The organism is Kitasatospora sp. NPDC057015 (assembly GCF_042673745.1).
Lineage (GTDB): Bacteria > Actinomycetota > Actinomycetes > Streptomycetales > Streptomycetaceae > Kitasatospora.
Window position 1 is genome coordinate 22,422 of record NZ_JBHUSG010000060.1, and the last position, 23,829, is coordinate 46,250.

Here is a 23,829-nt window from a genome sequence, read left to right on the forward strand (position 1 = left end):
GGGCGCCGGGGGCGGGGGATCGGCCGGGGGTCGGGGCGGCGGCTTCGGGGTGCTGCTTGACAGCTGTTCAGGGGCTCGGGAGGGTGTCGGGTGGCGCGGGTGTGTGGATCAGGTGAATTCCCGGCCCTGGCCTCGGGTTGGCGGCCCTGCGGGAGTGGCGGAAAGGCCTGATGTTCACTAGGGTCTGGCGTCAAACCTATTTTCCGGATACTCACTCGTCCGGGTGAGCCCGCAGGAAGAAGGAGCCGGTCCTTGGCCTCCCACCGCCGTCCGAAGCAGCCGAGCCGCGCACGGGTGACCGTGCTCACCGCTGCCGCAGCGACCGCGGTCGCCCTCTCCGCCCAGATGAGCGCGCACGCCGCGCCCACCACGCCCTCCAAGAAGGAGGACGTGAAGGCGCAGATCGACAAGCTCAACGAGGAGCAGGAGCAGGCCGCCGAGCGCTACAACGGCGCCAAGGAGCGGTCCGACCAGCTGCGCAAGCAGGCGGACCAGATCCAGGACCAGGTGGCCCGGGGTCAGGACCAGATGACCCACCTTCAGGCCGGTCTGGCCGAGGTGGCCGGCGAGCAGTACCGCACCGGCGGCATCGACCCCTCCGTGCAGCTGATGCTCGCCTCGGACCCGTCCGGGTACCTGGAGAAGGCGTCCAGCGTCGAGCAGGCCACCACGAGCCAGGCGACCGCGCTGAAGGGCCTCCAGGACCAGCAGCGCCGGCTCGACCAGCAGAAGATCGAGGCCGCGGCGATCCTCTCCTCGCTCGACGAGACCACCCGGGACCTGAACCAGGCCAAGGCCGACGTCAACAAGAAGCTGCAGGAGGCGAACGCGCTGCTGAACACGCTCAGCGCCGCCGACCGCGCCTCGGTGGTCCGGGGCGACGGCCGTGCCTCGCGCGACTCGGAGCGGGTGGACCTCACGGCGCTGCCGCAGGCCGCCGGCTACGCGGGCGTGGCGGTGGCGAAGGCGATGAGCAAGCAGGGCGCCCCCTACGTCTGGGGCGCCACCGGGCCGAGCTCCTTCGACTGCTCCGGCCTGATGGTGTGGGCGTACGGCCAGGCCGGCGTGACGCTGCCGCGCACCTCGCAGTCCCAGGGCAACGTCGGCGTGCGGGTGCCCTCGCTGGCCGAGGCGCAGCCGGGCGACCTGGTCGTCTACGGCAGCGACCGGCACCACGTCGGGATGTACATCGGCAACGGGCTCGTCGTGCACGCCCCGCACACCGGTGACGTGGTGAAGGTGATGAAGGCCGACGCGATGCCGATCAACACCATCCGCCGGGTCTGACGCACCGGGAGGGCCGGCCGGCCGGATCGCGGGCCGGCCGGTGGATCGCGGGCCGGGCGGGAGTCGAGCGCCCGGCCGGGCGACCGGGTGCCGACCGCCGGAGCCGGCCTCCGCGCCGGAGCCACGAGGCGGTCGGTGCGGGTGGTGCCGAGGAGGCGCGAGTGAACCGCAGGATGGGTGACAACAACCCCATTTCGGACATTTCCTGACTGTTCGCCACCTCCGACATGCCCGGGCGTCACGGGATCCCGCTGTGATCTGGGACACACGCCGTGGAGGCGCTCCGCGACCATCTGGTGAAAAACCATCAGCCCTCGGTGGGCGACTGGTCACATCCGGTCATATTCCCCGGACAACTTGCGCCGGGTTCCAACTTTTTTCCTACAACGATTTGAACGGATCACGGTTTCGTTACTAGGGTCGTGACTCGAACCACCGCACAGTCGATCACCCAAGCCTGGGTGGCGGCGGTGGTTACCGCCGAGTCCGAGAAGCAGCCGGGCAGTCAACTGCCCACGGGGAAGCCCCTCCGGGGGTGCTGTCGATCGGAGCCGGGGAACCACGTTCCTCGGGGTGAATCGGCGCCAGGTCGGCCGGTCGTCGTGAGACGGCGAGCCGGTGAGGCGTCGTAGGGCATCTCTTCCAGCCCGAACCCGTCAGCTCACCCGGTAGGCGGACGTAGGAAGAAGGAGTCCGCCTTCGTGGCGTCCCATCGTCGTCCCAAGCCAGCCAGTCGCGCCCGCGTCTCGATCATGACCGCGGCCGCTGCGGCCGCCGTGGCCCTGTCCGCCCAGGGCGGTGCCCACGCCGACCCGGTGCAGACCAAGGACCAGGTCAAGGAGCAGGTCGACCAGCTGAACGAAGAGGCCGAGGTCGCCACCGAGGCCTACAACGGTGCTCAGGCCAAGCAGCAGGAGCTGCAGAAGCAGGTCGGCGAGATCCAGGACCGCGTGGCCCGCCAGCAGTCCCAGGTGATCGACCTCCAGGGCGGCCTCGCCGAGATCGCGGCGGAGCAGTACCGCAACGGCGGGATCTCCCCGACCGTCCAGCTGATGCTCTCCACCAGCCCGGACAACTTCCTGAGCCAGGCCGGTTCGATCAACCAGGCCGGCGACTCGCAGAGCAACGCGCTCAAGGAGCTCCAGGCCCAGCAGCGCAAGCTGGACCAGGACAAGTCCGAGGCGCAGGGCAAGCTCACCGAGCTGGACAGCACCACCCAGCAGCTCAAGGCCAGCAAGGACGAGGTCCAGGCCAAGCTCGCGAAGGCGCAGCAGCTGCTCAACACGCTGACCGAGCAGGAGCGCGAGGCGCTGAAGGCCGCCGAGGCCAAGGCCGCCGCGGACGCCAAGGCGAAGGCCGACGCCGCCAAGGCGCAGACCGAGCGCGCCTCCCGCGACACCTCCCGCAGCCCGCTCAGCGGCGACAGCTCGACCGCCGCGGCCACCCCGCCGCCCGCGAGCGTCCCGGCCAGCGGCCGGGCCGCGGCCGCGATCGCCGCCGCCGAGAGCAAGCTCGGTGCCCCGTACAAGTACGGCGCCACCGGCCCGAGCTCCTTCGACTGCTCGGGCTTCACCGGCTGGGCCTACGCCCAGGCGAACGTGTCGCTGCCGCGCACCTCGCAGGCGCAGGCCTCGGCCGGCACCCGGATCGGCACCAACATCGCCAACGCGCAGCCCGGCGACCTCATCATCTACTACGGCGGCATGACCCACGTGGGTCTGTACGTCGGCGGCGGCCAGATCATCCACGCCCCGCACACGGGTGCGAACGTCCGCTACGAGTCCGCCACCGTGATGCCGATCTCGGCCATCGTGCGCATCTGACGCGGCCCGCCGCGCGGTTCGCTCCGGCTCCCTCCGCAGGCCCGGCCCCCGGTTCGTCCGGGGTGCCGGGCCTGCGGCGTTCCCGCGTTCCGTGCGGGTGTCCGATTAGGAGTCAAATATTCGGGTTGAGAGGGGTTTGGACTCGGTCGGGCGGACTCGCTAACGTCTGCCCCCGGACCTCCGCTCGGACGGCCGCCCACCCCCGGGCGGCGGCGGTGGCCGCGCCGCAGGATTGGAGCCGCGCCGCATGGCGATGCACCGCCGTCACCCACTGCCAGGAGTGCACGCGCTGGTCCGCGCGCTGGTGCTCACCGCCGCCGCCGGCACGGCGCTGGGCGTGACGGCCGGCGGCAGCGCACTGGCCAGCCCCGGCACCCCTGACGGACCGCCGGACCGCCAGGACGTCAAGGCGCAGGTCGACCAGCTCTACGACGAGGCCGAGCAGGCCTCGGAGAAGTACAACGCCGCCCTGGAGCACCAGCGCAGGCTGCTGGGGGAGACCGGCGCGCTCCAGCAGCAGGTGGCGCTCGGCCAGGACGAGCTCAACCGGCTGCACGCCGAGCTCGCCACCGTGGCCGGCGCCCAGTACCGGGCGGGCGGGATCGCGCCCACCGCCCAGCTGATGCTCGCCGCCGACCCGGAGGGCTACCTGTCCCGGGTCAGCAACCTCGACCAGGTCGCCGAGCGGCAGAACGAGACCCTGCACGAGGTGGCCGAACGGCAGCGCCGGCTGGACCAGCGCCGCAGCGAGGCCGGCGCCAAGCTCACCGAGCTGGAGGAGTCCCGCCGGGCGCTGGCCGACAGCAAGGAGCAGATCCAGCAGCGCCTGACCAGGGCGCAGCGCCTGCTGAACAGCCTCGGCGTGACCGGACGGGCCCGGCTGGCCGCCCAGGACGCCCGGGACGCCGAGCAGCGGGCCACCCGCGGCACCGACCGGCTGGACCTCGGGACGGCCCCCGCCGCCTCGGACCGGGCCGCGGCCGCACTGGCCGCCGCCGTCACCCGGATCGGCTCCCCGTACGTGTACGGGGCGAGCGGCCCGGGCGCCTTCGACTGTTCGGGTCTGATGTACTGGAGCTGGCGGCAGGCCGGAGTGACCCTGCCGCGGACCTCGCAGGGTCAGGCGCACGCGGGATCGCGGGTGGCGCTGGCCGACGCACGACCGGGAGACCTGGTGATCTTCTACGGCGACAGGCACCACGTCGGCATGTACGCCGGCGGCGGCGTCGTCGTGCACGCCCCCTACCCCGGCGCCCGGGTCCGCTACGAGAGCGTCAACGCGATGCCCGTCTCCGAGGTGGTGCGGCTCTGAGGCATCCCCGTCCGGCGAACGCGGACGAATCCGGCGACCTGCCCCGCCGCTCCACCGGGGCCGGTCGCCGCGGGCTGTCCCGGCGCGGTGCGCTGCTGCTCGCCGCCGGCGGCCTGGCCCAGCTCTCGCTGCCGCTCGCCACCGCGGCCCGCCCGGCCGCCCGGCCGGCCCTCGGCGCCGCCGAACTGGCGGCCCTGCTCTCCGCCCGCGCCGACGCGCTGCGCACCCGGGACCGGGCGGCGGCCGCCGCCGGCAGCACGCTCGCCGGCCGGGTGCAGGTGTCGGAGCTCCTCACCCGGACCGCCGCCGTCCCGCTGGCCGGGCTGGCCTACCGGACCACCTCGGCCCCCGAGCCGGCGCCGGACGGCCGGATCCGGGTCGGGGCCGAGCTGGCGGTGCGGATCGGGGGCCACGACGACTACCCGGTGCTGTTCTCCCGGCGGCTGGAGCTGGCCCCGGAGGACGGCGGTTGGCGCGTCGCCGGCGAGGAGCCGGACGGCGGCGCGGTGCCGCTCTGGGACCTGGGCGTGGTGCAGGCCGTCGCCGGCGCCCACTGCCTGGTGCTCGCCACCGGTGGCGGCGCCACCGACGCCGCGGCGCTGGCCGCCGAGGCCGACCGGGCGGTGCCGGCCGTCAGCGCGGTCTGGGGCGGGGACTGGGCGGGCCGGCTGCTGCTGGAGCTGCCGGCCGGGCAGCAGCAGTTCGCCCGACTGCTGGACGTCCCGCCGGCCGACTGGGCGGACATGGCGGCGGTCACCACCGCCGCCGCGGGCGCCCCCTCGCACACCCCCGCCGACCGGGTGCTGGTCAACCCGGAGGCGTACGCCAGGCTGAGCGAGCTCGGGCGGCGGGTCGTCGTCACCCACGAGGCGACGCACGTCGCCACCCGCGCGGACACCCGGCCCTGGACCCCGCTCTGGCTGTCGGAGGGCGCCGCCGACTGGACGGGCTACCGGGGGACGGGCCGCACCGCCCGGCAGATCGCCCCCGAACTCGCCCGGGAGGTGGCCGCCGGGCGGCTGCCGACCGCGCTGCCCGCCGACACGGACTTCACGGCGGGGGCCGCCGGCATCGCCCGGGCCTACGAGCTCGCCTGGCTGGCCTGCGACCTGATCGCCCGCAGTCACGGCCCGCAGCGGCTGGTCGGCCTCTACCGGGCGGTGGCCGCGGCCGGGCCGGGCACGGACCGCGACGCGCAGCTCGACCGGGTGCTGCGGGCGGAGCTGGGCACCGGGCTCGGCGAGTTCACCGCGCGGTGGACCGCCGAGATGCGCGCCCTGTTCGCCGCGGACGCCGGCGGCTGAGGCCGCCACCCGGCACCCGCCACCCGGCGCCGGGGGAGCAGGGGGCAGGGGTGGGCGCTCAGCGCTCCGCGCCGGCGGTCGGCCGGTCGATGCCGTCCAGCAGGTCCTGCTCGTAGGCGATGCCCGGACGCACCGGGTAGGCGGGGTTGGCGGGCAGCTCCAGCGGGGCCGCGAGCACCACCGTGGGCTCCAGGGCCGGAGCACGGCTGGCGCGCCACAGGCGGACGCAGGAGAGCACGGTGGCGACGAGCAGCAGCAGGTTGCGCAGGGTCAGCACGACCACGCCCCAGGTGTGGCTGGCGACCACCTGGCCGAACAGCAGGGGGAACTCCAGCTGCGTCAGCGGGGCGGCCAGCAGGACCAGCAGCGCCACCGGCCGCTGGCTGGTCGCCCGGACGCTCAGGCAGACCGCCGCCACGCCGACCAGCCAGACCATGTACTGCGGGCTGATCACCCGGCTCGTCACGGTGAAGACCAGCAGCGCGGCGAGCGCGGCGTCGTACGTGGTGGCGGCGGTGCGGCGCTTGGCGGTCAGCCGCCAGAACAGCAGCCAGGCGAAGCCGACCAGGGTGCCGGCCACCATCACCTTGGAGATGACGTCCACCCACGGCCCGAGCATCTCGGTCGAGCCGTAGTTCATCTTCACCTGGCCGTTCCAGGTGCCGGCCATCCGGGCGAAGTGCAGCGGCATCGCGCCGAGCGACTCCACCTCGATGCCGCGGTCCTTCTGGAACTTCAGGAACTCGAAGGCGCCGTTCATCCCGGCGGCCAGCAGGAAGCCCAGACTGCCCGCGGTCGCCGCGGCGGAGGTCCAGGAGCGGCGGGTGCGGCGGCCGCCGGGGGTGCCGATCAGGGCCAGCAGCGGCCAGACCTTGATGATCCCGCCCAGGCCCAGCAGCAGGCCGCCGATCGCCGGGCGCCGCAGGATGGCCAGCAGCCCGGCCACGGCCAGCGCGGTGACCATGATGTCGTACCGGTTGTAGAGCATCGGCCCGATCAGCGGCACCCCGGCGACCCAGAGCCAGGCCCCGCTGTAGCTGCGGCCCGGGCGCAGGCCCGCGCGCATCAGCAGGCCCATCGTCAGGGCGTCCACCACGACGCAGAGCACCCAGAAGGACACCAGGTACGACCAGGGCAGCAGGCCGGGGAGCAGGATCACCACGGCCGCGCCGGGAGGGTACTGCCAGGTGACGTCGTCCAGCGGGAAGGTCCCGGTCTGCAGGACGCCGTACCAGCCGTGGTAGATCACCGAGACGTCCGCGGTGATGTCCCCACCGGGCTTCAGCACGCCGGTGACCATCAGCAGCAGCAGCACCCTGGTGGCCAGCCACGCCACGCCGAGCGCCCACATCGCCCCACCGGCCGGCCGGGGAGCCCGGGAGGCCGGTGGCGCGGGCACCGGGGCTGCTGCGGGTGCTGTGGACGCGGCCTCGGCGCCGTCGGCGCTGCCTGATCTGCCGGGCGTACCGGCCGGGGCCAACTCCACTGCGCTCCCTCGTTCGTCTCGCGTTCGTCTCCGAGTCCCGCCCCGGGCGTCGCGCGACGCCGGGAGCACCTGCGGTCGGCGCTGGAACCAGCCGGCCGCGGCACCTGTACTGAGGGACGGACCCCGGGAGGAAACGGTTGCCGTGGGCGGTTCCGTTCCCGGCCGGTCGTGGTGGTGACCTATCGTACGGATCACCGAGCGGTACACCGAGCACCCCCCCGACCGAGCGAGCCGTGGCCCGATGCACAAGACCCTGATCGTCACCAACGACTTCCCGCCGCGGCCCGGCGGTATCCAGGCCTTCGTCCACAACATGGCGGTGCGTCAGCCCGCCGGGAGCGTGGTGGTGTACGCCTCCTCCTGGGGGGACGGCGAGGAGTGCGCGAGGTTCGACGCCGAGCAGCCGTTCCCCGTGATCCGCGACCGGACGAAGGTGATGGTTCCCACACCCCGGGTGACCCGCCGGGCCGCCGAGATCCTCCGCGCCGAGAGCTGCGACTCGGTCTGGTTCGGCGCCGCGGCCCCGCTCGGGCTGATGGCGCCGACGCTGCGCCGCGCCGGCGCCGGGCGCCTGCTGGGGATGACCCACGGGCACGAGGCCGCCTGGGCCCAGCTGCCCGGCTCCCGGCAGCTGCTGCGCCGGATCGGGGCCACCACCGACACCCTGACCTTCCTCGGCGAGTACACCCGCTCCCGGATCGCCGCCGCCGTCGGACCGGAGGCCGCCGCCCGGATGGTGCAGCTGCCGCCGGGCGTGGACGAGCGGAGCTTCAACCCGGACTCCGGCGGCGCCGAGGTGCGCCGCGAGCTGGGCCTCGCCGACCGCCCGGTGGTGGTCTGCGTCTCCCGGCTGGTGCCGCGCAAGGGGCAGGACACCCTGATCGAGGCGATGCCGCAGATCCTGGCGGCCGTGCCGGACGCCGTCCTGCTGATCGTCGGCGGCGGCCCCTACCGCGCCGACCTGGAGAAGCTGGTCGACGCCCGGGGCCTGCGCGCCTCGGTGCGCTTCACCGGCGCGGTGCCGTGGGCCCGGCTGCCCGCGCACTACGGCGCGGGGGACGTCTTCGCGATGCCCTGCCGCACCCGCCGCGGCGGCCTGGACGTCGAGGGGCTCGGGATCGTCTACCTGGAGGCCTCGGCGACCGGCCTGCCGGTGGTGGCGGGCGACTCGGGCGGCGCGCCGGACGCGGTGCTGGAGGGCGAGACCGGGTACGTGGTGCCGGGCCGCTCGGTGCCGGAGACGGCCGAGCGGATCGTGCGGCTGCTGAACGACGAGGCGCTGCGCCGGCGGATGGGCGAGGCCGGGCGGCGCTGGGTCGACCGCTCCTGGCGCTGGGACCTGCTCGCCGGGCGGCTGACCTCGCTGCTGTCCGCCTGAGCCGGCCCCCGCGGGTACGCGTACGGCCCGCCCGGTCCTGGTGACCGGGCGGGCCGTACGCGTACCCGCTGCGGGGAGCCGTCAGCGCCGGTAGAGCGCCTCCACGTCCGCCGCGAAGTCCTTCAGCACCAGGTTGCGCTTGAGCTTGAGCGAGGGCGTCAGGTGCCCGCTGGCCTCGGAGAAGACGGTGTCCAGCACGCGGAACTTCTTCACCGCCTCGGCGTGCGAGACGGCGGCGTTGCCGTCGTCCACGGCCGACTGCAGGGCGGCCAGCAGGTCCGCGTCCTCGCGCAGCTCGGCGACGGTGGCGGTGGCGGGCTTGCCGTTGGCCGCCTTCCACCTCGGGAAGAACTCCTCGTCCACCGTGACCAGACAGGCGATGAACGGCTTGCGGTCGCCGACCACCATGACCTCGCCGACCAGCGCGTGCGCCCGGATCCGGTCCTCGATCACCGCGGGGGCGACGTTCTTGCCGCCGGCGGTGACGATGATCTCCTTCTTGCGCCCGGTGATCGACAGGTAGCCCTCGTCGTCCAGGGTGCCCAGGTCGCCGGTGGCGAACCAGCCGTCCCGCAGGGCGTCGGCGGTGGCCGCGGGGTTGTTCCAGTACCCGGTGAAGATCTGCGGGCCCTTGAGCAGCACCTCGCCGTCCTCGGCGATCCGCACGGCGGAGCCCGGCAGCGGCTGCCCGACGGTGCCGATCTTCGGCTTGTCGTGCGGGTTGAAGGCGGTGGCCGCGCAGGTCTCGGTCAGGCCGTAGCCCTCCAGGACGGTGAAGCCGATGCCGCGGTAGAAGTGGCCCAGCCGCTCGCCGAGCGGGGCCCCGCCGGAGATCGCGTGGGTGGCCCGGCCGCCCAGGGCCGCCCGCAGCTTGCTGTAGACCAGCTTGTCGAAGAGCGCGTGCTTCAGTCTCAGGCCCAGGCCCGCGCCGCCCTGGTCCAGCGCCCGGCTGTACGCGATGGCGGTGTCGGCCGCCCGGTCGAAGATCCTGCCCTTGCCGTCCGCCTGGGCCTTGGCCCGCGCGGTGTTGAAGACCTTCTCGAAGACCCGGGGCACGCCCAGGATCAGGGTCGGACGGAACGAGGCCAGCTCCGCCGTGACGTCCTTGATGTCCGACACGTGGCCGAGCTTGATCGGGGCGATCGCGGCGGCGATCTCGGCGATCCGGCCGAGCACGTGGGCGAGCGGCAGGAAGAGCAGGACGGAGCTCTCGCCCGTCCGGAACAGCGGCTCCAGGCGGGCCGTCACATTGCCCAGCTCGGCCAGGAAGTTGCCGTGGGTGAGCTGGCAGCCCTTGGGGCGTCCGGTGGTGCCCGAGGTGTAGACGATGGTGGCGATCGAGTCGGCGGTCGGCACCGAGCGGCGCTCGGTCACCGTGGCGTCGGCGACCTGGGCCCCGGCCTCGGCCAGTGCGGCCAGCGCGCCCCGCTCGATCTGCCAGGTCTGCCGCAGTGCGGGCAGCCGCTCGCGGACCTGCTCGACCACGGCGGCGTGGGAGTCGGTCTCGGTCACCACGGCGACGGCCCCGGAGTCGCCGAGGATCCACTCGACCTGCTCGGCGGACGAGGTCTCGTACACCGGCACGGTGATCGCGCCGGCCGACCAGATCGCGAAGTCGAGGAGGGTCCACTCGTAGCGGGTGCGCGACATCACGCCCACCCGGTCGCCGGGGGCGATGCCGGCGGCGATCAGGCCCTTGGCCGCGGAGTGCACCTCGGCCAGGAACTGTGCGGCGGTCAGGTCGCTCCACTGCCCGTCGGCCTTGCGGCTGAGCACCGCGACACCCGGGTGCTGCTCGGCGTTCTGGTGCACCAGGTCGGAGAGGTTACCGCCGCTCGGTACCTGGTAGAGGGCCGGAAGGCTGAAGTCGAGCAAGACTGCTCCTCGTTCGCGACGCTGCGGGACGCCAGGACGTTACTGCCCGGTAGGTGGGTTCGACCAGGGGGGTCGGCCCCGGTGTTCGAAGTGTCACACCCGCGCCGCACCCGGCCCGGCCGGGGCCGGGTCGTTCGAATGGCACCCTACGGCAGCGTCCCGGTGACCTGCCGGTAGCCCCCGTGGCCGGCTGACGGGCCGTGGGCCGAGCGGTTCGCCGATCGCGGTAGCCTGCCCTGGGCGCGCACGGCCGACCGGCGCACACGGGACCACGCGGAGGGCCATTCCAATGGCGGAGCACACCAGGGCGAGCATCACCATCGAGGCGACCCCGGCCGAGGTCATGGCCGTGATCGCCGACTTCGCGGCCTACCCGGCCTGGACCGGCGAGGTCAAGGAGATCGAGGTGCTGGCGACCGGCGACGACGGCCGGGCCGCCGAGGTGCGCCTGCTGCTCGACGCCGGCGCCATCCGCGACGAGCACGTGCTCGCCTACACCTGGGACGGCGACCGCGAGGTCGGCTGGACCCTCGTCAAGAGCCAGATGCTGCGCACCCTCGACGGCTCCTACACCCTGGCCCCGCTCGGTGACGCCACCGAGGTCACCTACCAGCTCGCCGTCGACGTCAAGATCCCGATGCTCGGCATGATCAAGCGCAAGGCCGAGAAGGTCATCATCGACCGCGCGCTCGCCGGTCTGAAGAAGCGCGTCGAGGGCTGACGGAGGACCACCGGCCATGACGGCGAGCAGCCCCGACCCCACCCCGGCCGGCCGCACGGCCCCGGCCCGCACCGTCCTGGTCAGCGGGGACGGCGGGGCGGCCACCGTCGCCGCCGCCACCGCCCTGCACGCCGCCCGGCAGGGCCACCGCACCCTGCTGCTCGCCGCCGACGACCCGCACCGCCGGGTGGACGAGGTGCTCGGCACCCGCCTGGGCGCCGAACCGGCCGACTACGCCCCCGGGCTGACCGTCGCCCGGATCGACGAGCAGGCGGCCTTCCGGCACGCCCTGGACGCGGTCGGCGGCCGGCTGAAGCCCGCCCTCGACCTGCTCGGCGCCGACCCGCTGGACCCGGAGGAGCTCACCGCCCTCCCCGGCACCTCCCGGCTCGCCCTGCTGCGGGCCCTGCACAGCAGCGACGCCGAGGTGCTGGTGGTCGCCGCCCCGCCGCCCGCCGAGCTGATCGCCACCCTCGCGCTGCCCGAGCAGCTGGAGCGCTACCTCGCCCGGCTGGTCCCCGAGCAGCGCCAGGCCGCCCGCGCGCTGCGCCCGCTGCTGGCCGCCGTCGCCGGCGTCCCGATGCCCGCCGAGTGGCTCTACGAGGCCCGCTCCAGGGCCACCGCCGCCCTCGCCGAGGCCCGCGCCGCCGTCACCGCGCCCGGCACCTCGGTACGCCTCGTGGTCGCGGCCGAGTCGCACCCCTTCGAGGAGCTCCGGCGGATCCGGGCCGGCCTCGCCCTGCACGGCCTGCGGCCCGACGCCGTGGTCGCCCACCGCGCGCTGCCGGCCGCCGCGGCCGGCTCGCCGGACCCGTGGCTGGCCGCCCTGGCCGGCCGCCAGCAGGGCCTGCTGGCCGCCCTCGCCGCCGAACTGGACGTGCCGCTGCTGGTCGGCACCCTCCCCGAGGTGGCGCTGGAGGGCGTGGCCGACGAGCTGTACGGCGACGGCCCGGGGCCCGCCCCCGCCGCCCCGGCCGCCTGGACCGTCGAGGACCGCCGGGCCGAGGAGGGCCTGCTGGTCTGGCGGCTGGCCCTGCCCGGCGCGGACCGGGCCGATCTGGACCTGGTCCGGCGCGGCGACGAGCTGGTGGTCGGCATCGGTGCGTACCGTCGGATCCTGGCGCTGCCGTCGGCCCTGCGCCGCTGCACCGTCACCGGGGCCGCGCTGTGCGACGGGGAGCTCGCGGTGCGCTTCGCGCCTGATCCGGCGCTCTGGCCCCGGGGCTGAGCGGCCCTTTCCGGTAGCGTCGGAGGGGAGGCGGCCGCGGGTGCGGCCGCAGCTGAGGAGGCGCCCGCGATGACCACTGCCGACGACCGGACGGACCGGCCCGCCGAGGAGAGCGCCGCCGGTGCGGGTACGGGCCGGGGCGCGGCCCCCGAGGGCGAGGGCCGCGGCCGGGACGCCGGGAGCGGCGAGGGCGCCGCCGGGAAGGAGCATCCCTTCGGATCCGAATTCGGCCCCCTGGTGGACGAGGTCCGCCGGTTCGCCAAGGCCGTCGGCGAGAAGGCGGAGGAGGCCGGGGTGCCGCAGTTCGCCGCCGCGGCCCTCGGATCGCTCGGCTCGCTCGCCTCCGGCGGCGCGCTGGGCGCGCTGTCCGACCTCCCGGGCGCGCTGCGCGAGAAGCACCCCGAGGTCTACGGACACCTCTCCACCGCCGGTGGCGAGCTGCTCGCGGCCTACCGCGCCGCCGTCGCCGGCCACGAGCGCCGGTGGTCGGCCGGGGACAGCGCCCGCAGTGAGCGCATCGACCTCGACACGCCTGACGGACCGTCCGTCAAGGAGTGAATCGCCAGGTCAGGCATGGTTACTCAGGGCGGACGAGAGCTGACGGAGCGATTCGAAACGTACGACTTTTGAAAGCGAACAGCCATGTTCCCGCGGGATTGCTTTCGGATAATGTAGGCGCCGGTGTGTACGGGAGCAGGTTTGGACGGTACCTTTCCGTCCAGCGGGAACGAGATGAATAGCTGAGGGACACATGGCTCTGACCATCGGCGTCGATGTCGGCGGTACCAAGATTGCGGCCGGCGTGGTCGACGAGGCAGGCGAGATCCTGGCCCGGACCCGGGTACCCACCCCGGCCGACCCCCAGTGGGCGGTCGACGCAATCGCGCAGGCAGTACGCGAGCTCAAGGAGCAGCACCCGGACGTGGCTGCGGTGGGCGTGGGGGCCCCCGGCTTCGTCGACCGGGACCGCTCCACGGTGATCTTCGCGCCCAACATCGACTGGGAGAACGAGCCGCTCAAGGCCCGGATCGAGGAGCTCGCCGGTCTGGAGACCGTCGTCGAGAACGACGCCAACTGCGCGGCCTGGGCCGAGTTCCGCTTCGGTGCCGCGGCCGCCCACAGCGACATGGTGCTGATCACCGTCGGCACCGGCATCGGCGGCGGCATCGTCCTGGACGGGCGCCTGCACCGCGGCCGCTTCGGCGTGGCCGGCGAGATCGGCCACCTCAACATGGTCCCCGACGGCCTGCTCTGCGGCTGCGGCGGCAAGGGTTGTTGGGAGCAGTACGGCTCGGGCCGCGCGCTGCGCCGCTACGGCCGCGAGAAGGCCGCCGCCGACCCGGTGCGCGGCAAGCGGATGCTGGAGCTCAACGACGGCGTCGCCGAGACCATCCGGGGCATCCACATCACCGAGGCGGCCGAGGACGGCGACCCGCTGGCGCTGGAGTGCTACGACGAGCTGGCCGACTGGCTCGGCCGCGGCATGGCCGACCTCGCCGCCCTCTTCGACCCGGGCGTCTTCGTGCTCGGCGGCGGCGTCTCCGACTCCGGCCGGCTGCTGCTCGACCCGGTCTCCAAGGCCTTCCAGCGCTACCTCACCGGCGGCGTCCACCGCCCGCGCGCCGAGGTCGTCCTGGCCTCGATGGGCTCGGCCGCCGGCATCGCCGGCGCGGCCGACCTGGCCCGCACGGTCTGACGCAGCACCTGGACGGTCGCCCGGCCCCACCCGGCCGGGCGGCCCCCCGCTCCGCCGACGGCGGGGCGGGGACCCTCCCCAGCCCTGGGCCGGGAGAGGGTCCCCGCCCCGCCGTCGCGGCGTTTCACGCCCCCGGCGGCGCGGTACGGGCCTATCGTGTCGGGCGGACCGCCCGCCGTGCGGACCGCCCGCGGCGAAGGAGGGACCCCAGCGTGACCGACCAGCCCGGACCCCCCGGCCCGGCGCCGCGCCAGGCGCTCCCCGCCCTGCCACCCTCGGGCCCCGGGCCGGACGGCGGCCGTCGGGTGCGCGTGCTCGGCTACAACATCCGCTCCCTGCGCGACGACCGCCGGGCCCTCGCCCGCGTCGTCCGGGCCTGCGAGCCGGACCTGGTCTGCGTCCAGGAGTCCCCCCGCTACTGGCGCCCGCGCGGCCAGGCGGAGCGGCTCGCCCGGGACACCGGCACGGTGGTCCTCTCCGGCGGCGGGCGCGCCGCCGCCGGTCCGCTGCTGCTCGGCCGTCCGGGCGTCGAGGTCCTCGCCGTCCGGGACCGGCTGCTGCCCAAGACCCGCGGCCTGCACGCCCGCGGCTTCGCCACCGCGGTCGTCCGGATCGGCGGCTGCGCGCCCTTCTCGGTCACCAGCTGCCACCTCAGCCTGGACGAGACGGAGCGCCGCACCCAGTTCGAGGCGCTCACCGGCCAGCTCGCGCCGGGCGAGCACGGCGTGATCGCCGGGGACTTCAACGAGCACCCCGACGGCCCGGGTTGGCGACTGCTCGCCGGGCGGCTCCAGGACGCCCACCCGACCGCGCCCTGGGGCGGCACCTTCACGTCCGTCCCCGACAACCCCTACCAGCGCATCGACGCGGTCTTCGCGACGCCCGGCGTGCGCGTCCTCGCCTGCGGCGTCCCGCACGGCCTGCCCGGGGTGACCGAGGCCGACCTGCGGGCCGCCACCGACCACCTGCCCGTCCTCGCCGTGCTGGAGATCCCGGCGCCGTAGTCCGCGGGGGCCGCGCCGATGAGGGCGGTGGTCGGCGGTCGGTGGCTGGTGGTCGGTGGCCGGTGGGTGGCGGTCGGTGGCCGACGTCCACCGGGGGAGCAGCCGACGGTCAGACGACCGCGCCGCCGTGCGGATCCTCGGGCTCGTCCTCGTCGCGGTCCTTCATCCGGACGACCAGGGTGACGAAGCCGCCGAGGAAGGCGGTGACGCCGACCCAGGCCGGCCAGCCGGCGACCTCCTGCCAGAACACCGCGTCGAAGAGCAGCAGGGCCGGCCCGCCCAGGACGGCGAGCCAGGCGAACTTGGCGGTGACGTCGGCCTCGGGGAGCGGCGGGGGCTCCGGCGGGACGAAGTGGCCCTCGTCCGGGTCCTCCGCGGCCTCGTAGTCGCGCGGGCCGGCCGCCGGGACGACCGGCTGGGACGGGCGGGGGCGCGGCTGGGGGGCCAGGTCGGCGAGGTCGGCCGAGGTCGGCCCGGCGCCGCCCTTGACGTCGCGTCTGCCCCGGAGGTTCTCGCCCTCGGGCCAGTCGGGGCTGTTCAGGCCGCCGGCCGCCGGCTCGTCGAACTGCGCGACCAGCGCGGCGAAGATCTCGTCCTGCTCGGCCTGGGTGCGCTCGGGCATCCGCCGGGCCGGGGGCGCGGCGCCGGGTTCGGTGCCGCCCGTCCCGTCGGTGCCGCTCGTCCCGTCGGTGGAGCCGGCACCCGGGCCGGAGGTGGCGCCGGTGCCCGTCCCGGTGGTGGTGCCGCCCTGGGCGGCGCCGTCCTGGCCGGAGCCGGCCCCGGCCGTGCCCGGGTCCGCCTCACCGGCGTCGGGGCGCTCGTCCGCCGGCTTCTCGGTGGCTTCCTTCAGACCGTCCTCGCGGGGTGGCTCGTCCCCACTGCCCGCCGTGCTGCTCTCGTGCACTTCCGGCCCTTCAGCCTTGGTGATCGTCGGATTCGACCCGGGTGGCACCCGCCGCGTACGAGGGGGCCAGTCGTCGGATGAAGTCCAGACTCGCCCCGAATATTTCCGCCGCGTCGTGGTCCAGCGTCGCGACGTGGAAACTGCGCTCGCACAGCCGCTCCGCCACGTCGGTCGAGGATATCCGGGCGAGCACCAGTTCCGAGTTGGCCGGCGAGACCACGTGGTCCTGCGGGCTGTGGAAGAGCAGCACCGGCTGGCGCACCTGCGGCAGCCTGGCCTGCACGTCCTTCCAGAGCAGGGACAGCGACCAGGCCGCGTGCAGCGGGGTGCGGTCGTAGCCGGTCTCCCGGGAGCCCTCCAGGGCGATGTCGTTGGCCACCCCGGGCAGGCTCGGCACCAGGTGCCGCAGCAGCGGCAGCAGCACGCTCGCCGGATTGTCCGAGCGCACCGACGGGTTGACCAGCACCAGGCCGGCCACCGCGGGCCCGTGCACGGCCGCCAGCCGCAGGGCCAGCGAGCCGCCCATCGACAGGGCGAACACGAAGACCTGTTCGCAGCTCTCGCTCAGCGCCAGGAACTCCCGCTCGACCTCGGCGTACCAGTCCTCCCAGCGGGTGAGCTGCATGTCCTGCCAGCGGGTGCCGTGGCCGGGCAGCAGCGGCACCGAGACCGTCAGACCGGCCCCGGCCAGGTGCTCGGCCCAGGGGCGCAGCGACTGGGGCGAGCCGGTGAAGCCGTGGCAGAGCAGCACGCCGACGGAGCCGCCCTGGTGGCGGTACGGTTCGGCGCCGGGCAGCAGCGGCATCAGCGGTGGCTCCTTCGCGTGCGCGCGGCGGGTGGGACCGCGCGGGTGGCCCGGGCGGGAGCGCCGGAGCCGCATCGTCCCACGCGTCGGGGCGGCTCGTACACCCCGCCGGGAGTCGCCGGGCAGCACGCGGAGGCGGGGCGCGGCACTGCGGAGGGCCGCTGGGCATTAGGATCGACCGGTCCGCTAAACAGGAGGCCCGGCGTTGTTCTACCGACTGATGAAGATGATCGTCGCGCCATTGCTACGGATCTTCTTCCGGCCGTGGATGGAGGGGGCGGAGAACATCCCCGAAGAGGGTGCCGCGATCATCGCGAGCAACCACCTCTCCTTCTCGGACTCCTTCTTCCTGCCCGCCCTGATGAAGCGCCGGGTGACGTTCATCGCCAAGGCGGAGTACTTCAACACCCCCGGGCTGAAGGGCAAGCTCACCGCCGCCTTCTTCAAGGGCGTCGGCCAGCTCCCGGTGGACCGCTCCGGCGTCCGCGGCGCCGGCGAGGCGGCGATCCGCAGCGCCGTCGCGGTGATCGAGCGGGGCGAGCTGTTCGGCGTCTACCCCGAGGGCACCCGCTCGCCCGACGGCAAGCTGTACCGGGGCAAGGTCGGCGGTCTGGCCCGCGTCGCGCTGGCGACCGGCGCGCCGGTGATCCCGGTCGCGATGATCGACACCGAGAAGGTGCAGCCGCCCGGCCAGGTGGTCCCGAACTTCGGCATCCGCCCCGGCATCCGGATCGGCCGCCCGCTCGACTTCTCCCGCTACCACGGGATGGAGAACGACCGGTTCATCCTGCGTTCGGTGACGGACGAGGTGATGTACGAGATCATGCGCCTCTCCGGCCAGGAGTACGTGGACATCTACGCGACCGCCGCCAAGCGGCAGATCGCCGACGAGAAGAAGCGCACCGACGCGGAGCGCAAGGCCGCCCAGAAGGCCGAGCAGGCCGCGCTGAAGGCGGAGAAGGCCGAGGCCGAGCGGGTCGAGGCCGAGCAGGCCGCCGCGGAGAAGGCCCGGGCCGAGAAGGCGGAGGCCGAGAAGGCGGCGCAGGCCGAGGACCGGAAGGACAGCGGCACGGCCTAGGGCCTGTCCGACGATTCCCGCCGCGCGCGCGTCGTCGGACGAGCCCTGGCCACCGCCAGGGGAGGGCTAATGACGGACGGCAGGGGGACCGGCGACGCCGGGACCGGCAGAGCACTCGCGCGGCCCGCCGCCGGCCCGCCACCGGCGCGGCCCGCCACCGGCGCGGGCCCGGGCGGTCCCACCGGCCTGGGCGGCGCCGTGGCCGCCGGCGGGATGTCCGTCGAGCTGCCGCTCTGGCGCGCGATCAGCTACTTCCGCGTCCTCGCGCTCGGCTACGCGCTGCTGCGCTACCTCAACTCCTTCCACGACTTCCTGCACCCCGTGGCGGGCTGGATCTACCTGGGCGCGCTGACGCTCTGGACCCTCGCCACGATCCGCTCCTTCGCCGGCCCGCAGCGGTGCACCTGGCCCGTGCTCGGCACGGACCTGACGCTGACCATGACCGGCGTGGTGATGAGCGGCCTGGTCGACGCGCCGGCCCGGATCCAGGCCGGGGCACCGACCCTGCCGACGATCTGGGCGGCCGGCACGGTGCTCGGCTTCGCCGCCAAGGGCGGCTGGCGCCCGGCGGCCTTCGCGGGCACCCTGATCGGCGTCGCCAACATCTTCGGGCACGGCGGTTTCACCGGCGACAACGTCCACAACATCGTGCTGCTGATGGTGGCGGGCTGCGCCATCGGGTACGTCATCGAACTCGCCCGGGCCAGCGAGGCCGCCCTCACCCGGGCCCTGCAGGTGGAGTCGGCCACCCGCGAGCGCGAGCGCCTCTCCCGCGACATCCACGACGGCGTGCTGCAGGTGCTGGCGCTGGTCCAGCGCCGGGGCAGCGAGCCGGAGGCGGCCGGGCCGGGCGGCCAGCTCGCCGAACTCGGCCGGCTGGCCGGCGAACAGGAGCGGGCGCTGCGCGCGCTGATGGCCGGCGGGCCGCTGCCGCGGCAGCGCGGCGGGGCCGAGCAGGAGGACCTGCGCGCGCTGGTGACCCCGTACGCCGGCGAGCGGGTCACCGTCTCCGCGCCCGGCACGCCGGTGCTGCTGCCGGGGCCGGTCGCCGCGGAGCTGGCCGCAGCGGTGGGCGCGGCCGTGGACAACGTGCACCGGCACGCGGGCCCCGCCGCCCGGGCCTGGATCCTGGTCGAGGACGAGCCGCAGGCCGTCACGGTCAGCATCCGGGACGACGGGCCCGGCTTCGCGGCCGGGCGCCTCGGCGAGGCCGAGCGCAGCGGGCGCCTCGGCGTCTCCCAGTCGATCCGGGGCCGCCTGCTGGACCTCGGCGGCACCGCCGAGCTGTACTCGGTGCCGGGCGAGGGCGTCGAGGTCGAACTGCGGGTCCCCAGGGAGGGAGCATGACGGTGGAGCAGGCGGCGGCGCTGCGGGTGATGGTGGTGGACGACCACCCGATGTGGCGCGAGGCGGTGTCCCGGGACCTGGCCGAGGCGGGCCTGGACGTGGTCGCGACCGCCGGGGACGGCGAGGAGGCGGTCCGCCGGGCCCGCGCGTGCAGTCCGCAGGTGGTGGTGCTCGACCTCAACCTGCCCGGCCTGCCGGGCGTGGAGGTGTGCCGTCAGGTGGTCGGGCAGGACCCGTCGGTGCGGGTCCTGGTGCTGTCCGCGAGCGGCGAGCACGCGGACGTGCTGGAGGCCGTGAAGTCCGGTGCGACCGGCTACCTGGTGAAGTCGGCGGGCCGGGAGGAGCTGCTGGACGCCGTGCGCCGGACGGCCGTCGGCGACGCCGTCTTCACACCGGGGCTGGCCGGTCTGGTGCTGGGCGAGTTCCGCCGGCTGGCGGCCGAGCCGGGCCCGGTCTCCGCGCCGGCCGCACCGCAGCTCACCTCCCGGGAGACGGAGGTGCTGCGGCTGGTCGCCAAGGGCCTGTCGTACCGTCAGATCGCCGACCGGCTGGTGCTTTCGCACCGCACCGTGCAGAACCACGTGCAGAACACACTGGGCAAGCTCCAGCTGCACAACCGGGTCGAGCTGGTCCGCTACGCGATCGAGCAGGGCCTGGACGACGAGGTCTGACGGCCCGTTCCGCGGTCCGGCGGGCGTCCGGCTCCGCCCGCGGACGGCCGGGGCGGGGGCGGGGCCGTCCGCGCCCCCGGTCCCCGCGCCCCCGCCGCTCCTGTCCGGCGGCTCCCGGACCCGGACCCGGACCCGGCTTCGGTGCCCCGGCTCAGGCGATGACGGCGCCGGCCTCGCTGCGCACCCCCGCCCCGCCCAGCAGCCCGGCGACGATCTCGATGCCGTCCCGGGTCAGCACCGACTCGGGGTGGAACTGCAGGCCGGCGAAGCCGGGGCCGCGCAGCGCGTGCACGTCCCCGGTGGCCGGGTCACGGGCCACCTCGACCCCTTCCGCGGCGAGCCGGGCCGCGTCCGCGTCCGAGCAGCGCGCGGTGAAGGTGTTGTAGAAGCCGACCGTCCGGCGCTCGCCGAACAGGTCGACGCTCTCCTGGGCGCCCTGGTACGGGACGGCCTTGCGGGCCAGCGGCAGGCCCAGGGCGGCCGAGAGCAGCTGGTGGCTGAGGCAGACGGCGAGCAGCGGCGCGGTGCGGGTGCCGGCCCGGACGGCGGCGAGGGCCTCCGCGACCACCGTGCGCAGCAGGGCCATCTTGGGGTCGGCGGCGTCGGCCGGGTCCCCGGGGCCGGGGCCGAGCACCAGCGGGCCGCGGTGGGCGGCGACCAGCTCGCGCAGTCCGGGGGTGTCGTAGCGCCGCACGGTGACCTGGTGGCCGAGCGAGGTCAGCAGGTGGGCGAGCATCGAGGTGAAGGTGTCCTCGCCGTCGACGACCAGGGTCGGCAGCGGCTCGGAGGTCACGGCCGGCTCCTGCATCCGCAGCCAGAACGGCGCCAGGTCGGCGCGCCGCGCGTCCAATGCGGCCTGCACCCGGTGGTCGTCGGAGAGCCGGGGCCCGCCGGGGCGCGGCAGCCGGTGGGCGGGGGCCGGCCGGGCGCCGATCGCGGTGAGCACCCCGGCGGCCTTGGCGTGCGTCTCGGCGACCTCCGAGTGCGGGTCGGAGTGCCGGACCAGCGTGGCGCCGACCCGGACGACGAGGCGGCCGGTGGCCGGGTCGATGTCGGCGGTGCGGATGCAGATGGGGGAGTCGAGGAGCTGTCCGCCGCTGGCGGAGCGGCCGATCAGGGCGAGCGCGCCGGAGTAGTAGCCGCGCCCGGCGCCCTCGTACCGCTTGATCACCCGGGTGGCGTTCTGCACCGGGCTGCCGGTGACGGTCGCGGCGAACATGGTCTCCCTGAGCACCTCGCGGACGTCCATCGAGGTGCGTCCGCGCAGTTCGTACTCGGTGTGCGCGAGGTGGGCCATCTCCTTGAGGCGCGGGCCGAGCACCTGGCCGCCGAGGGAGCCGACGGTGCACATCATCTTGAGTTCCTCGTCGACCACCATGGTGAGCTCCTCCAGCTCCTTCGGGTCCCGGAGGAAGTCCAGCAGCGAGTCGATGTCGGGGCCGGCCGCCGGATAGCGGTAGGTGCCGGAGATCGGGTTCATCACGACCGTGCCGCCGGACTGCCGCACGTGCACCTCGGGGGAGGCGCCGACCAGGATCCTCTCCCCGGTGTGCACCAGGAAGGTCCAGTACGCGCCGCGCTCCTGCTCCAGCAGTCGGCGGAAGAGCGACAGCGCCAGGGCCGGGCCGAAGCCGTCCAGGGTGGCGGTGAAGTCCCGCCGGATGACGAAGTTGGCGCCCTCGCCGCGACCGATCTCGTCCCGGATCACCCGTCGGACGATCTCCGCGTAGCTCTCGTCGTCGATGTCGAAGCCGCCGCCGGAGAGCGAGACCGGCAGCTGCGGCAGCGCCGGCAGCAGCTCGGCCAGCGGGAACGCGTACTGCTCGGTCACCGAGATCGCCTGCAGCGGGGTGCCGTCGTCGTGCGCGTCGAAGCCGCGCTCGCGGATCTGGCGGTACGGGACGAGGGCCAGCAGGTCGTGCCGGGGCCCGTCCGCCGGGGCGCCGGCGGGCACCGGCAGGTCGGCGAGCTGCTCGTAGGAGCCCGCGGTGCCGAGCAGCACCTCCACCGTGTCCGGTGCGAGCCGGGGCGCGCGGCGGTGCAGCAGCGCGAAGGCGGGGGCGCCGGGGGCGGTGAGACGGGCGAGCAGCTCTGTGGGACTGGTCACGGTGCGGCTTCCTTCCGGGAAGGCTCGGGATGCGGTGCTGGGTTCCGCTTACCGGGAGGGCCGACTGCTCGGGATACGCAGAAGGCCGCCCCGAGGGGCGGCCGTCGTGTCGTCAGGGACGCGCTATCGGTGGGCCACCTCGGGGATGGTCCACCACCAGGAGAAGGTGTGCGGCGCGTTCATGGTGCAGAGCGTAGCGGATGCGCCGCGGACGTGAGGCCGGTCACGCCGATGTCCACGACGCGTCTCATCCATCGGGCAGCGCGCACAATTCTGTTGTCACACCCCGTAGCCTGGGCAACGTGACCGTGACAAATCTCCACACCTGGCAGTCCCTGCCCGCGGCGCAGCAGCCTGAATGGCCGGATCCTGAGGCGCTGCGCAAGTCTCTTGCGGACCTCGCCTCGTATCCGCCGCTCGTCTTCGCAGGCGAGTGCGACCAGCTGCGCGCCCGGCTCGGTGCCGTCGCGCGTGGTGAGGCGTTCCTGCTGCAGGGCGGCGACTGCGCCGAGGCCTTCGACGGCGTGTCGGCCGAGCAGATCCGCAACAAGCTCAAGACCCTGCTGCAGATGGCCGCCGTGCTGACGTACGCCGCCTCCGTGCCGGTGGTCAAGGTCGGCCGGATCGCTGGCCAGTACTCCAAGCCCCGCTCCAAGTCGACCGAGACCCGCGACGGCGTGACCCTGCCCGTCTACCGGGGTGACTCGGTGAACGGCTTCGAGTTCACCCCCGAATCCCGCATCCCCGACCCCGAGCGCCTCAAGCGGATGTACAACGCGTCCGCCGCGACGCTCAACCTGGTCCGCGCCTTCACCACCGGTGGCTACGCGGACCTGCGCCAGGTGCACGCCTGGAACCAGGACTTCGTGCGCAACTCCCCGTCCGGCCAGCGGTACGAGAAGCTGGCCAAGGAGATCGACAACGCGCTGGCCTTCATGCAGGCCTGCGGGGTCGCTCCCGAGGAGTTCAAGACCGTCGAGTTCTACTCCTCGCACGAGGCGCTGGTGCTCGACTACGAGACCGCGCTGACCCGCGTGGACTCGCGTACCGGTGACCTCTACGACGTGTCCGGCCACATGGTCTGGATCGGCGAGCGGACCCGGCAGCTGGACGGGGCGCACATCGAGTTCGCCTCGAAGATCCGCAACCCGATCGGCGTCAAGCTCGGCCCGACCACCACGGTCGAGGAGGCGCTCACCCTGATCGAGCGGCTCGACCCCGAGCGCGAGCCCGGCCGGCTCACGTTCATCACCCGGATGGGCGCGGGCAAGGTCCGCGATCACCTGCCCACCCTGGTGGAGAAGGTCACCGCCTCCGGCGCCCAGCCGGTGTGGATCTGCGACCCGATGCACGGCAACACCTTCGAGGCCTCCAGCGGCCACAAGACCCGGCGCTTCGACGACGTGCTCGACGAGGTCAAGGGCTTCTTCGAGGTGCACCGCGCGCTCGGCACCCACCCGGGCGGCATCCACGTGGAGCTGACCGGCGACGACGTCACCGAGTGCGTGGGCGGCGGCGACGAGGTGCTGGTCGACGACCTGCACCAGCGCTACGAGACGGCCTGCGACCCGCGGCTCAACCGCAGCCAGTCGCTGGACCTCGCCTTCCTGGTGGCGGAGATGTACCGGGGCGGCCACTGACCGTGGACCCGTCCCCCGTCGGCGCCGGTGACGGTGCCGCCGCGAGACGCGGCACCCGCGGTGCGCGCCCCTGATGTGACGAAGGCCCCTCCGGATTCGGGATTCCCGAGCCCGGAGGGGCTTTTTCCTTCCCCGATCCGCGGGTAAGGTAAGGCTTAGTGAG

19 protein-coding genes and 1 riboswitch are annotated in these 23,829 nt (G+C 74.4%); of the genes, 14 read left to right on the top strand and 5 right to left on the bottom strand.

Features of this window, described 5'->3' with window-relative positions; all coding sequences use genetic code 11:
* Positions 1-252: 252 nt before the first annotated feature.
* The 4 genes from ACFTWP_RS36335 to ACFTWP_RS36350 all read left to right on the top strand — a co-directional run bounded on the left by ACFTWP_RS36335 (position 253) and on the right by ACFTWP_RS36350 (position 5,726).
* Positions 253-1,287: an NlpC/P60 family protein gene (locus tag ACFTWP_RS36335; protein ID WP_380269347.1), complete on the top strand. Its 1,035-nt coding sequence runs from the start codon at positions 253-255 to the stop codon at positions 1,285-1,287.
* A gap of 526 nt (positions 1,288-1,813) precedes the next feature.
* Positions 1,814-1,978: riboswitch (cyclic di-AMP (ydaO/yuaA leader) on the top strand.
* Positions 1,979-1,988: 10 nt separating this feature from the next.
* A complete protein-coding gene (locus ACFTWP_RS36340; protein ID WP_380269349.1) occupies positions 1,989-3,110 on the top strand; it encodes an NlpC/P60 family protein in 1,122 nt (373 codons plus the stop codon).
* Positions 3,111-3,357: 247 nt separating this feature from the next.
* Positions 3,358-4,422, top strand: coding sequence for an NlpC/P60 family protein (locus tag ACFTWP_RS36345; protein ID WP_380269350.1), 1,065 nt, complete (start codon positions 3,358-3,360; stop codon positions 4,420-4,422).
* Between the two features lie 272 nt (positions 4,423-4,694).
* Positions 4,695-5,726, top strand: coding sequence for a hypothetical protein (locus tag ACFTWP_RS36350; RefSeq protein WP_380269351.1), 1,032 nt, complete (start codon positions 4,695-4,697; stop codon positions 5,724-5,726).
* 58 nt (positions 5,727-5,784) lie between these two features.
* Here the strand turns inward: ACFTWP_RS36350 and ACFTWP_RS36355 are convergent, their stop codons facing one another.
* Positions 5,785-7,125, bottom strand: a complete 1,341-nt coding sequence (locus ACFTWP_RS36355) for a glycosyltransferase 87 family protein (RefSeq protein WP_380269352.1) — start codon at positions 7,123-7,125, stop codon at positions 5,785-5,787.
* 328 nt (positions 7,126-7,453) lie between these two features.
* Here ACFTWP_RS36355 and ACFTWP_RS36360 point away from each other — a divergent pair, with 328 nt between their 5' ends.
* The gene (locus ACFTWP_RS36360) at positions 7,454-8,590 is read left to right on the top strand and encodes a glycosyltransferase family 4 protein (RefSeq protein WP_380269353.1); all 1,137 of its coding nucleotides are present in this window, start codon (positions 7,454-7,456) and stop codon (positions 8,588-8,590) included.
* Positions 8,591-8,671: 81 nt separating this feature from the next.
* Here the strand turns inward: ACFTWP_RS36360 and ACFTWP_RS36365 are convergent, their stop codons facing one another.
* Positions 8,672-10,465 (bottom strand): AMP-dependent synthetase/ligase, encoded by a 1,794-nt coding sequence (locus ACFTWP_RS36365; protein WP_380269354.1) that lies wholly within the window; start codon positions 10,463-10,465, stop codon positions 8,672-8,674.
* 289 nt (positions 10,466-10,754) lie between these two features.
* On the opposite strand from ACFTWP_RS36365, the gene ACFTWP_RS36370 reads away from it, so the two are divergent.
* The 5 genes from ACFTWP_RS36370 (at position 10,755) to ACFTWP_RS36390 (ending at position 15,114) form a co-directional block, all read left to right on the top strand.
* The gene (locus tag ACFTWP_RS36370) at positions 10,755-11,186 is read left to right on the top strand and encodes an SRPBCC family protein (RefSeq protein WP_380269355.1); all 432 of its coding nucleotides are present in this window, start codon (positions 10,755-10,757) and stop codon (positions 11,184-11,186) included.
* Positions 11,187-11,202: 16 nt separating this feature from the next.
* Positions 11,203-12,414, top strand: coding sequence for an ArsA family ATPase (locus ACFTWP_RS36375; RefSeq protein WP_380269356.1), 1,212 nt, complete (start codon positions 11,203-11,205; stop codon positions 12,412-12,414).
* Positions 12,415-12,483: 69 nt separating this feature from the next.
* Positions 12,484-12,972, top strand: coding sequence for a DUF5304 family protein (locus ACFTWP_RS36380; protein ID WP_380269357.1), 489 nt, complete (start codon positions 12,484-12,486; stop codon positions 12,970-12,972).
* Between the two features lie 193 nt (positions 12,973-13,165).
* The gene (locus ACFTWP_RS36385) at positions 13,166-14,110 is read left to right on the top strand and encodes an ROK family glucokinase (protein WP_380269358.1); all 945 of its coding nucleotides are present in this window, start codon (positions 13,166-13,168) and stop codon (positions 14,108-14,110) included.
* 212 nt (positions 14,111-14,322) lie between these two features.
* A complete protein-coding gene (locus ACFTWP_RS36390; RefSeq protein ID WP_380269359.1) occupies positions 14,323-15,114 on the top strand; it encodes an endonuclease/exonuclease/phosphatase family protein in 792 nt (263 codons plus the stop codon).
* Positions 15,115-15,223: 109 nt separating this feature from the next.
* On the opposite strand, the gene ACFTWP_RS36395 is transcribed toward ACFTWP_RS36390, so the two are convergent.
* Both ACFTWP_RS36395 and ACFTWP_RS36400 read right to left on the bottom strand, forming a co-directional pair.
* The gene (locus ACFTWP_RS36395) at positions 15,224-16,018 is read right to left on the bottom strand and encodes a hypothetical protein (protein ID WP_380269360.1); all 795 of its coding nucleotides are present in this window, start codon (positions 16,016-16,018) and stop codon (positions 15,224-15,226) included.
* Between the two features lie 10 nt (positions 16,019-16,028).
* The gene (locus tag ACFTWP_RS36400; protein ID WP_380269361.1) at positions 16,029-16,823 is read right to left on the bottom strand and encodes an alpha/beta hydrolase; all 795 of its coding nucleotides are present in this window, start codon (positions 16,821-16,823) and stop codon (positions 16,029-16,031) included.
* A gap of 220 nt (positions 16,824-17,043) precedes the next feature.
* On the opposite strand from ACFTWP_RS36400, the gene ACFTWP_RS36405 reads away from it, so the two are divergent.
* The 3 genes from ACFTWP_RS36405 (at position 17,044) to ACFTWP_RS36415 (ending at position 19,919) form a co-directional block, all read left to right on the top strand.
* On the top strand, positions 17,044-17,901 hold the full coding sequence (locus tag ACFTWP_RS36405) for a lysophospholipid acyltransferase family protein (RefSeq protein WP_380269375.1): 858 nt from the start codon (positions 17,044-17,046) through the stop codon (positions 17,899-17,901).
* Positions 17,902-18,087: 186 nt separating this feature from the next.
* Complete coding sequence (gene macS / locus ACFTWP_RS36410; protein ID WP_380269376.1) at positions 18,088-19,248, top strand: MacS family sensor histidine kinase; 1,161 nt, start codon at positions 18,088-18,090, stop codon at positions 19,246-19,248.
* Positions 19,245-19,919, top strand: coding sequence for a response regulator (locus ACFTWP_RS36415; RefSeq protein WP_380269362.1), 675 nt, complete (start codon positions 19,245-19,247; stop codon positions 19,917-19,919). Before macS ends, ACFTWP_RS36415 begins: the two co-directional genes overlap by 4 nt.
* Before the next feature lie 151 nt (positions 19,920-20,070).
* On the opposite strand, the gene ACFTWP_RS36420 is transcribed toward ACFTWP_RS36415, so the two are convergent.
* Positions 20,071-22,026: an anthranilate synthase family protein gene (locus ACFTWP_RS36420; protein WP_380269363.1), complete on the bottom strand. Its 1,956-nt coding sequence runs from the start codon at positions 22,024-22,026 to the stop codon at positions 20,071-20,073.
* Positions 22,027-22,319: 293 nt separating this feature from the next.
* Here ACFTWP_RS36420 and ACFTWP_RS36425 point away from each other — a divergent pair, with 293 nt between their 5' ends.
* Positions 22,320-23,666, top strand: a complete 1,347-nt coding sequence (locus tag ACFTWP_RS36425) for a class II 3-deoxy-7-phosphoheptulonate synthase (RefSeq protein WP_380269377.1) — start codon at positions 22,320-22,322, stop codon at positions 23,664-23,666.
* Positions 23,667-23,829: the final 163 nt, after the last annotated feature.

Bases quoted from the DNA above. Each gene is read 5' to 3' on its own strand.
- ACFTWP_RS36345 (WP_380269350.1), top strand. From the start codon at position 3,358: ATGGCGATGCACCGCCGTCACCCACTGCCAGGAGTGCACGCGCTGGTC.
- ACFTWP_RS36360 (WP_380269353.1), top strand. From the start codon at position 7,454: ATGCACAAGACCCTGATCGTCACCAACGACTTCCCGCCGCGGCCCGGC.
- ACFTWP_RS36370 (WP_380269355.1), top strand. From the start codon at position 10,755: ATGGCGGAGCACACCAGGGCGAGCATCACCATCGAGGCGACCCCGGCC.
- ACFTWP_RS36375 (WP_380269356.1), top strand. From the start codon at position 11,203: ATGACGGCGAGCAGCCCCGACCCCACCCCGGCCGGCCGCACGGCCCCG.
- ACFTWP_RS36380 (WP_380269357.1), top strand. From the start codon at position 12,484: ATGACCACTGCCGACGACCGGACGGACCGGCCCGCCGAGGAGAGCGCC.
- ACFTWP_RS36385 (WP_380269358.1), top strand. From the start codon at position 13,166: ATGGCTCTGACCATCGGCGTCGATGTCGGCGGTACCAAGATTGCGGCC.
- ACFTWP_RS36400 (WP_380269361.1), bottom strand. From the start codon at position 16,823: ATGCCGCTGCTGCCCGGCGCCGAACCGTACCGCCACCAGGGCGGCTCC.
- ACFTWP_RS36405 (WP_380269375.1), top strand. From the start codon at position 17,044: ATGAAGATGATCGTCGCGCCATTGCTACGGATCTTCTTCCGGCCGTGG.
- ACFTWP_RS36415 (WP_380269362.1), top strand. From the start codon at position 19,245: ATGACGGTGGAGCAGGCGGCGGCGCTGCGGGTGATGGTGGTGGACGAC.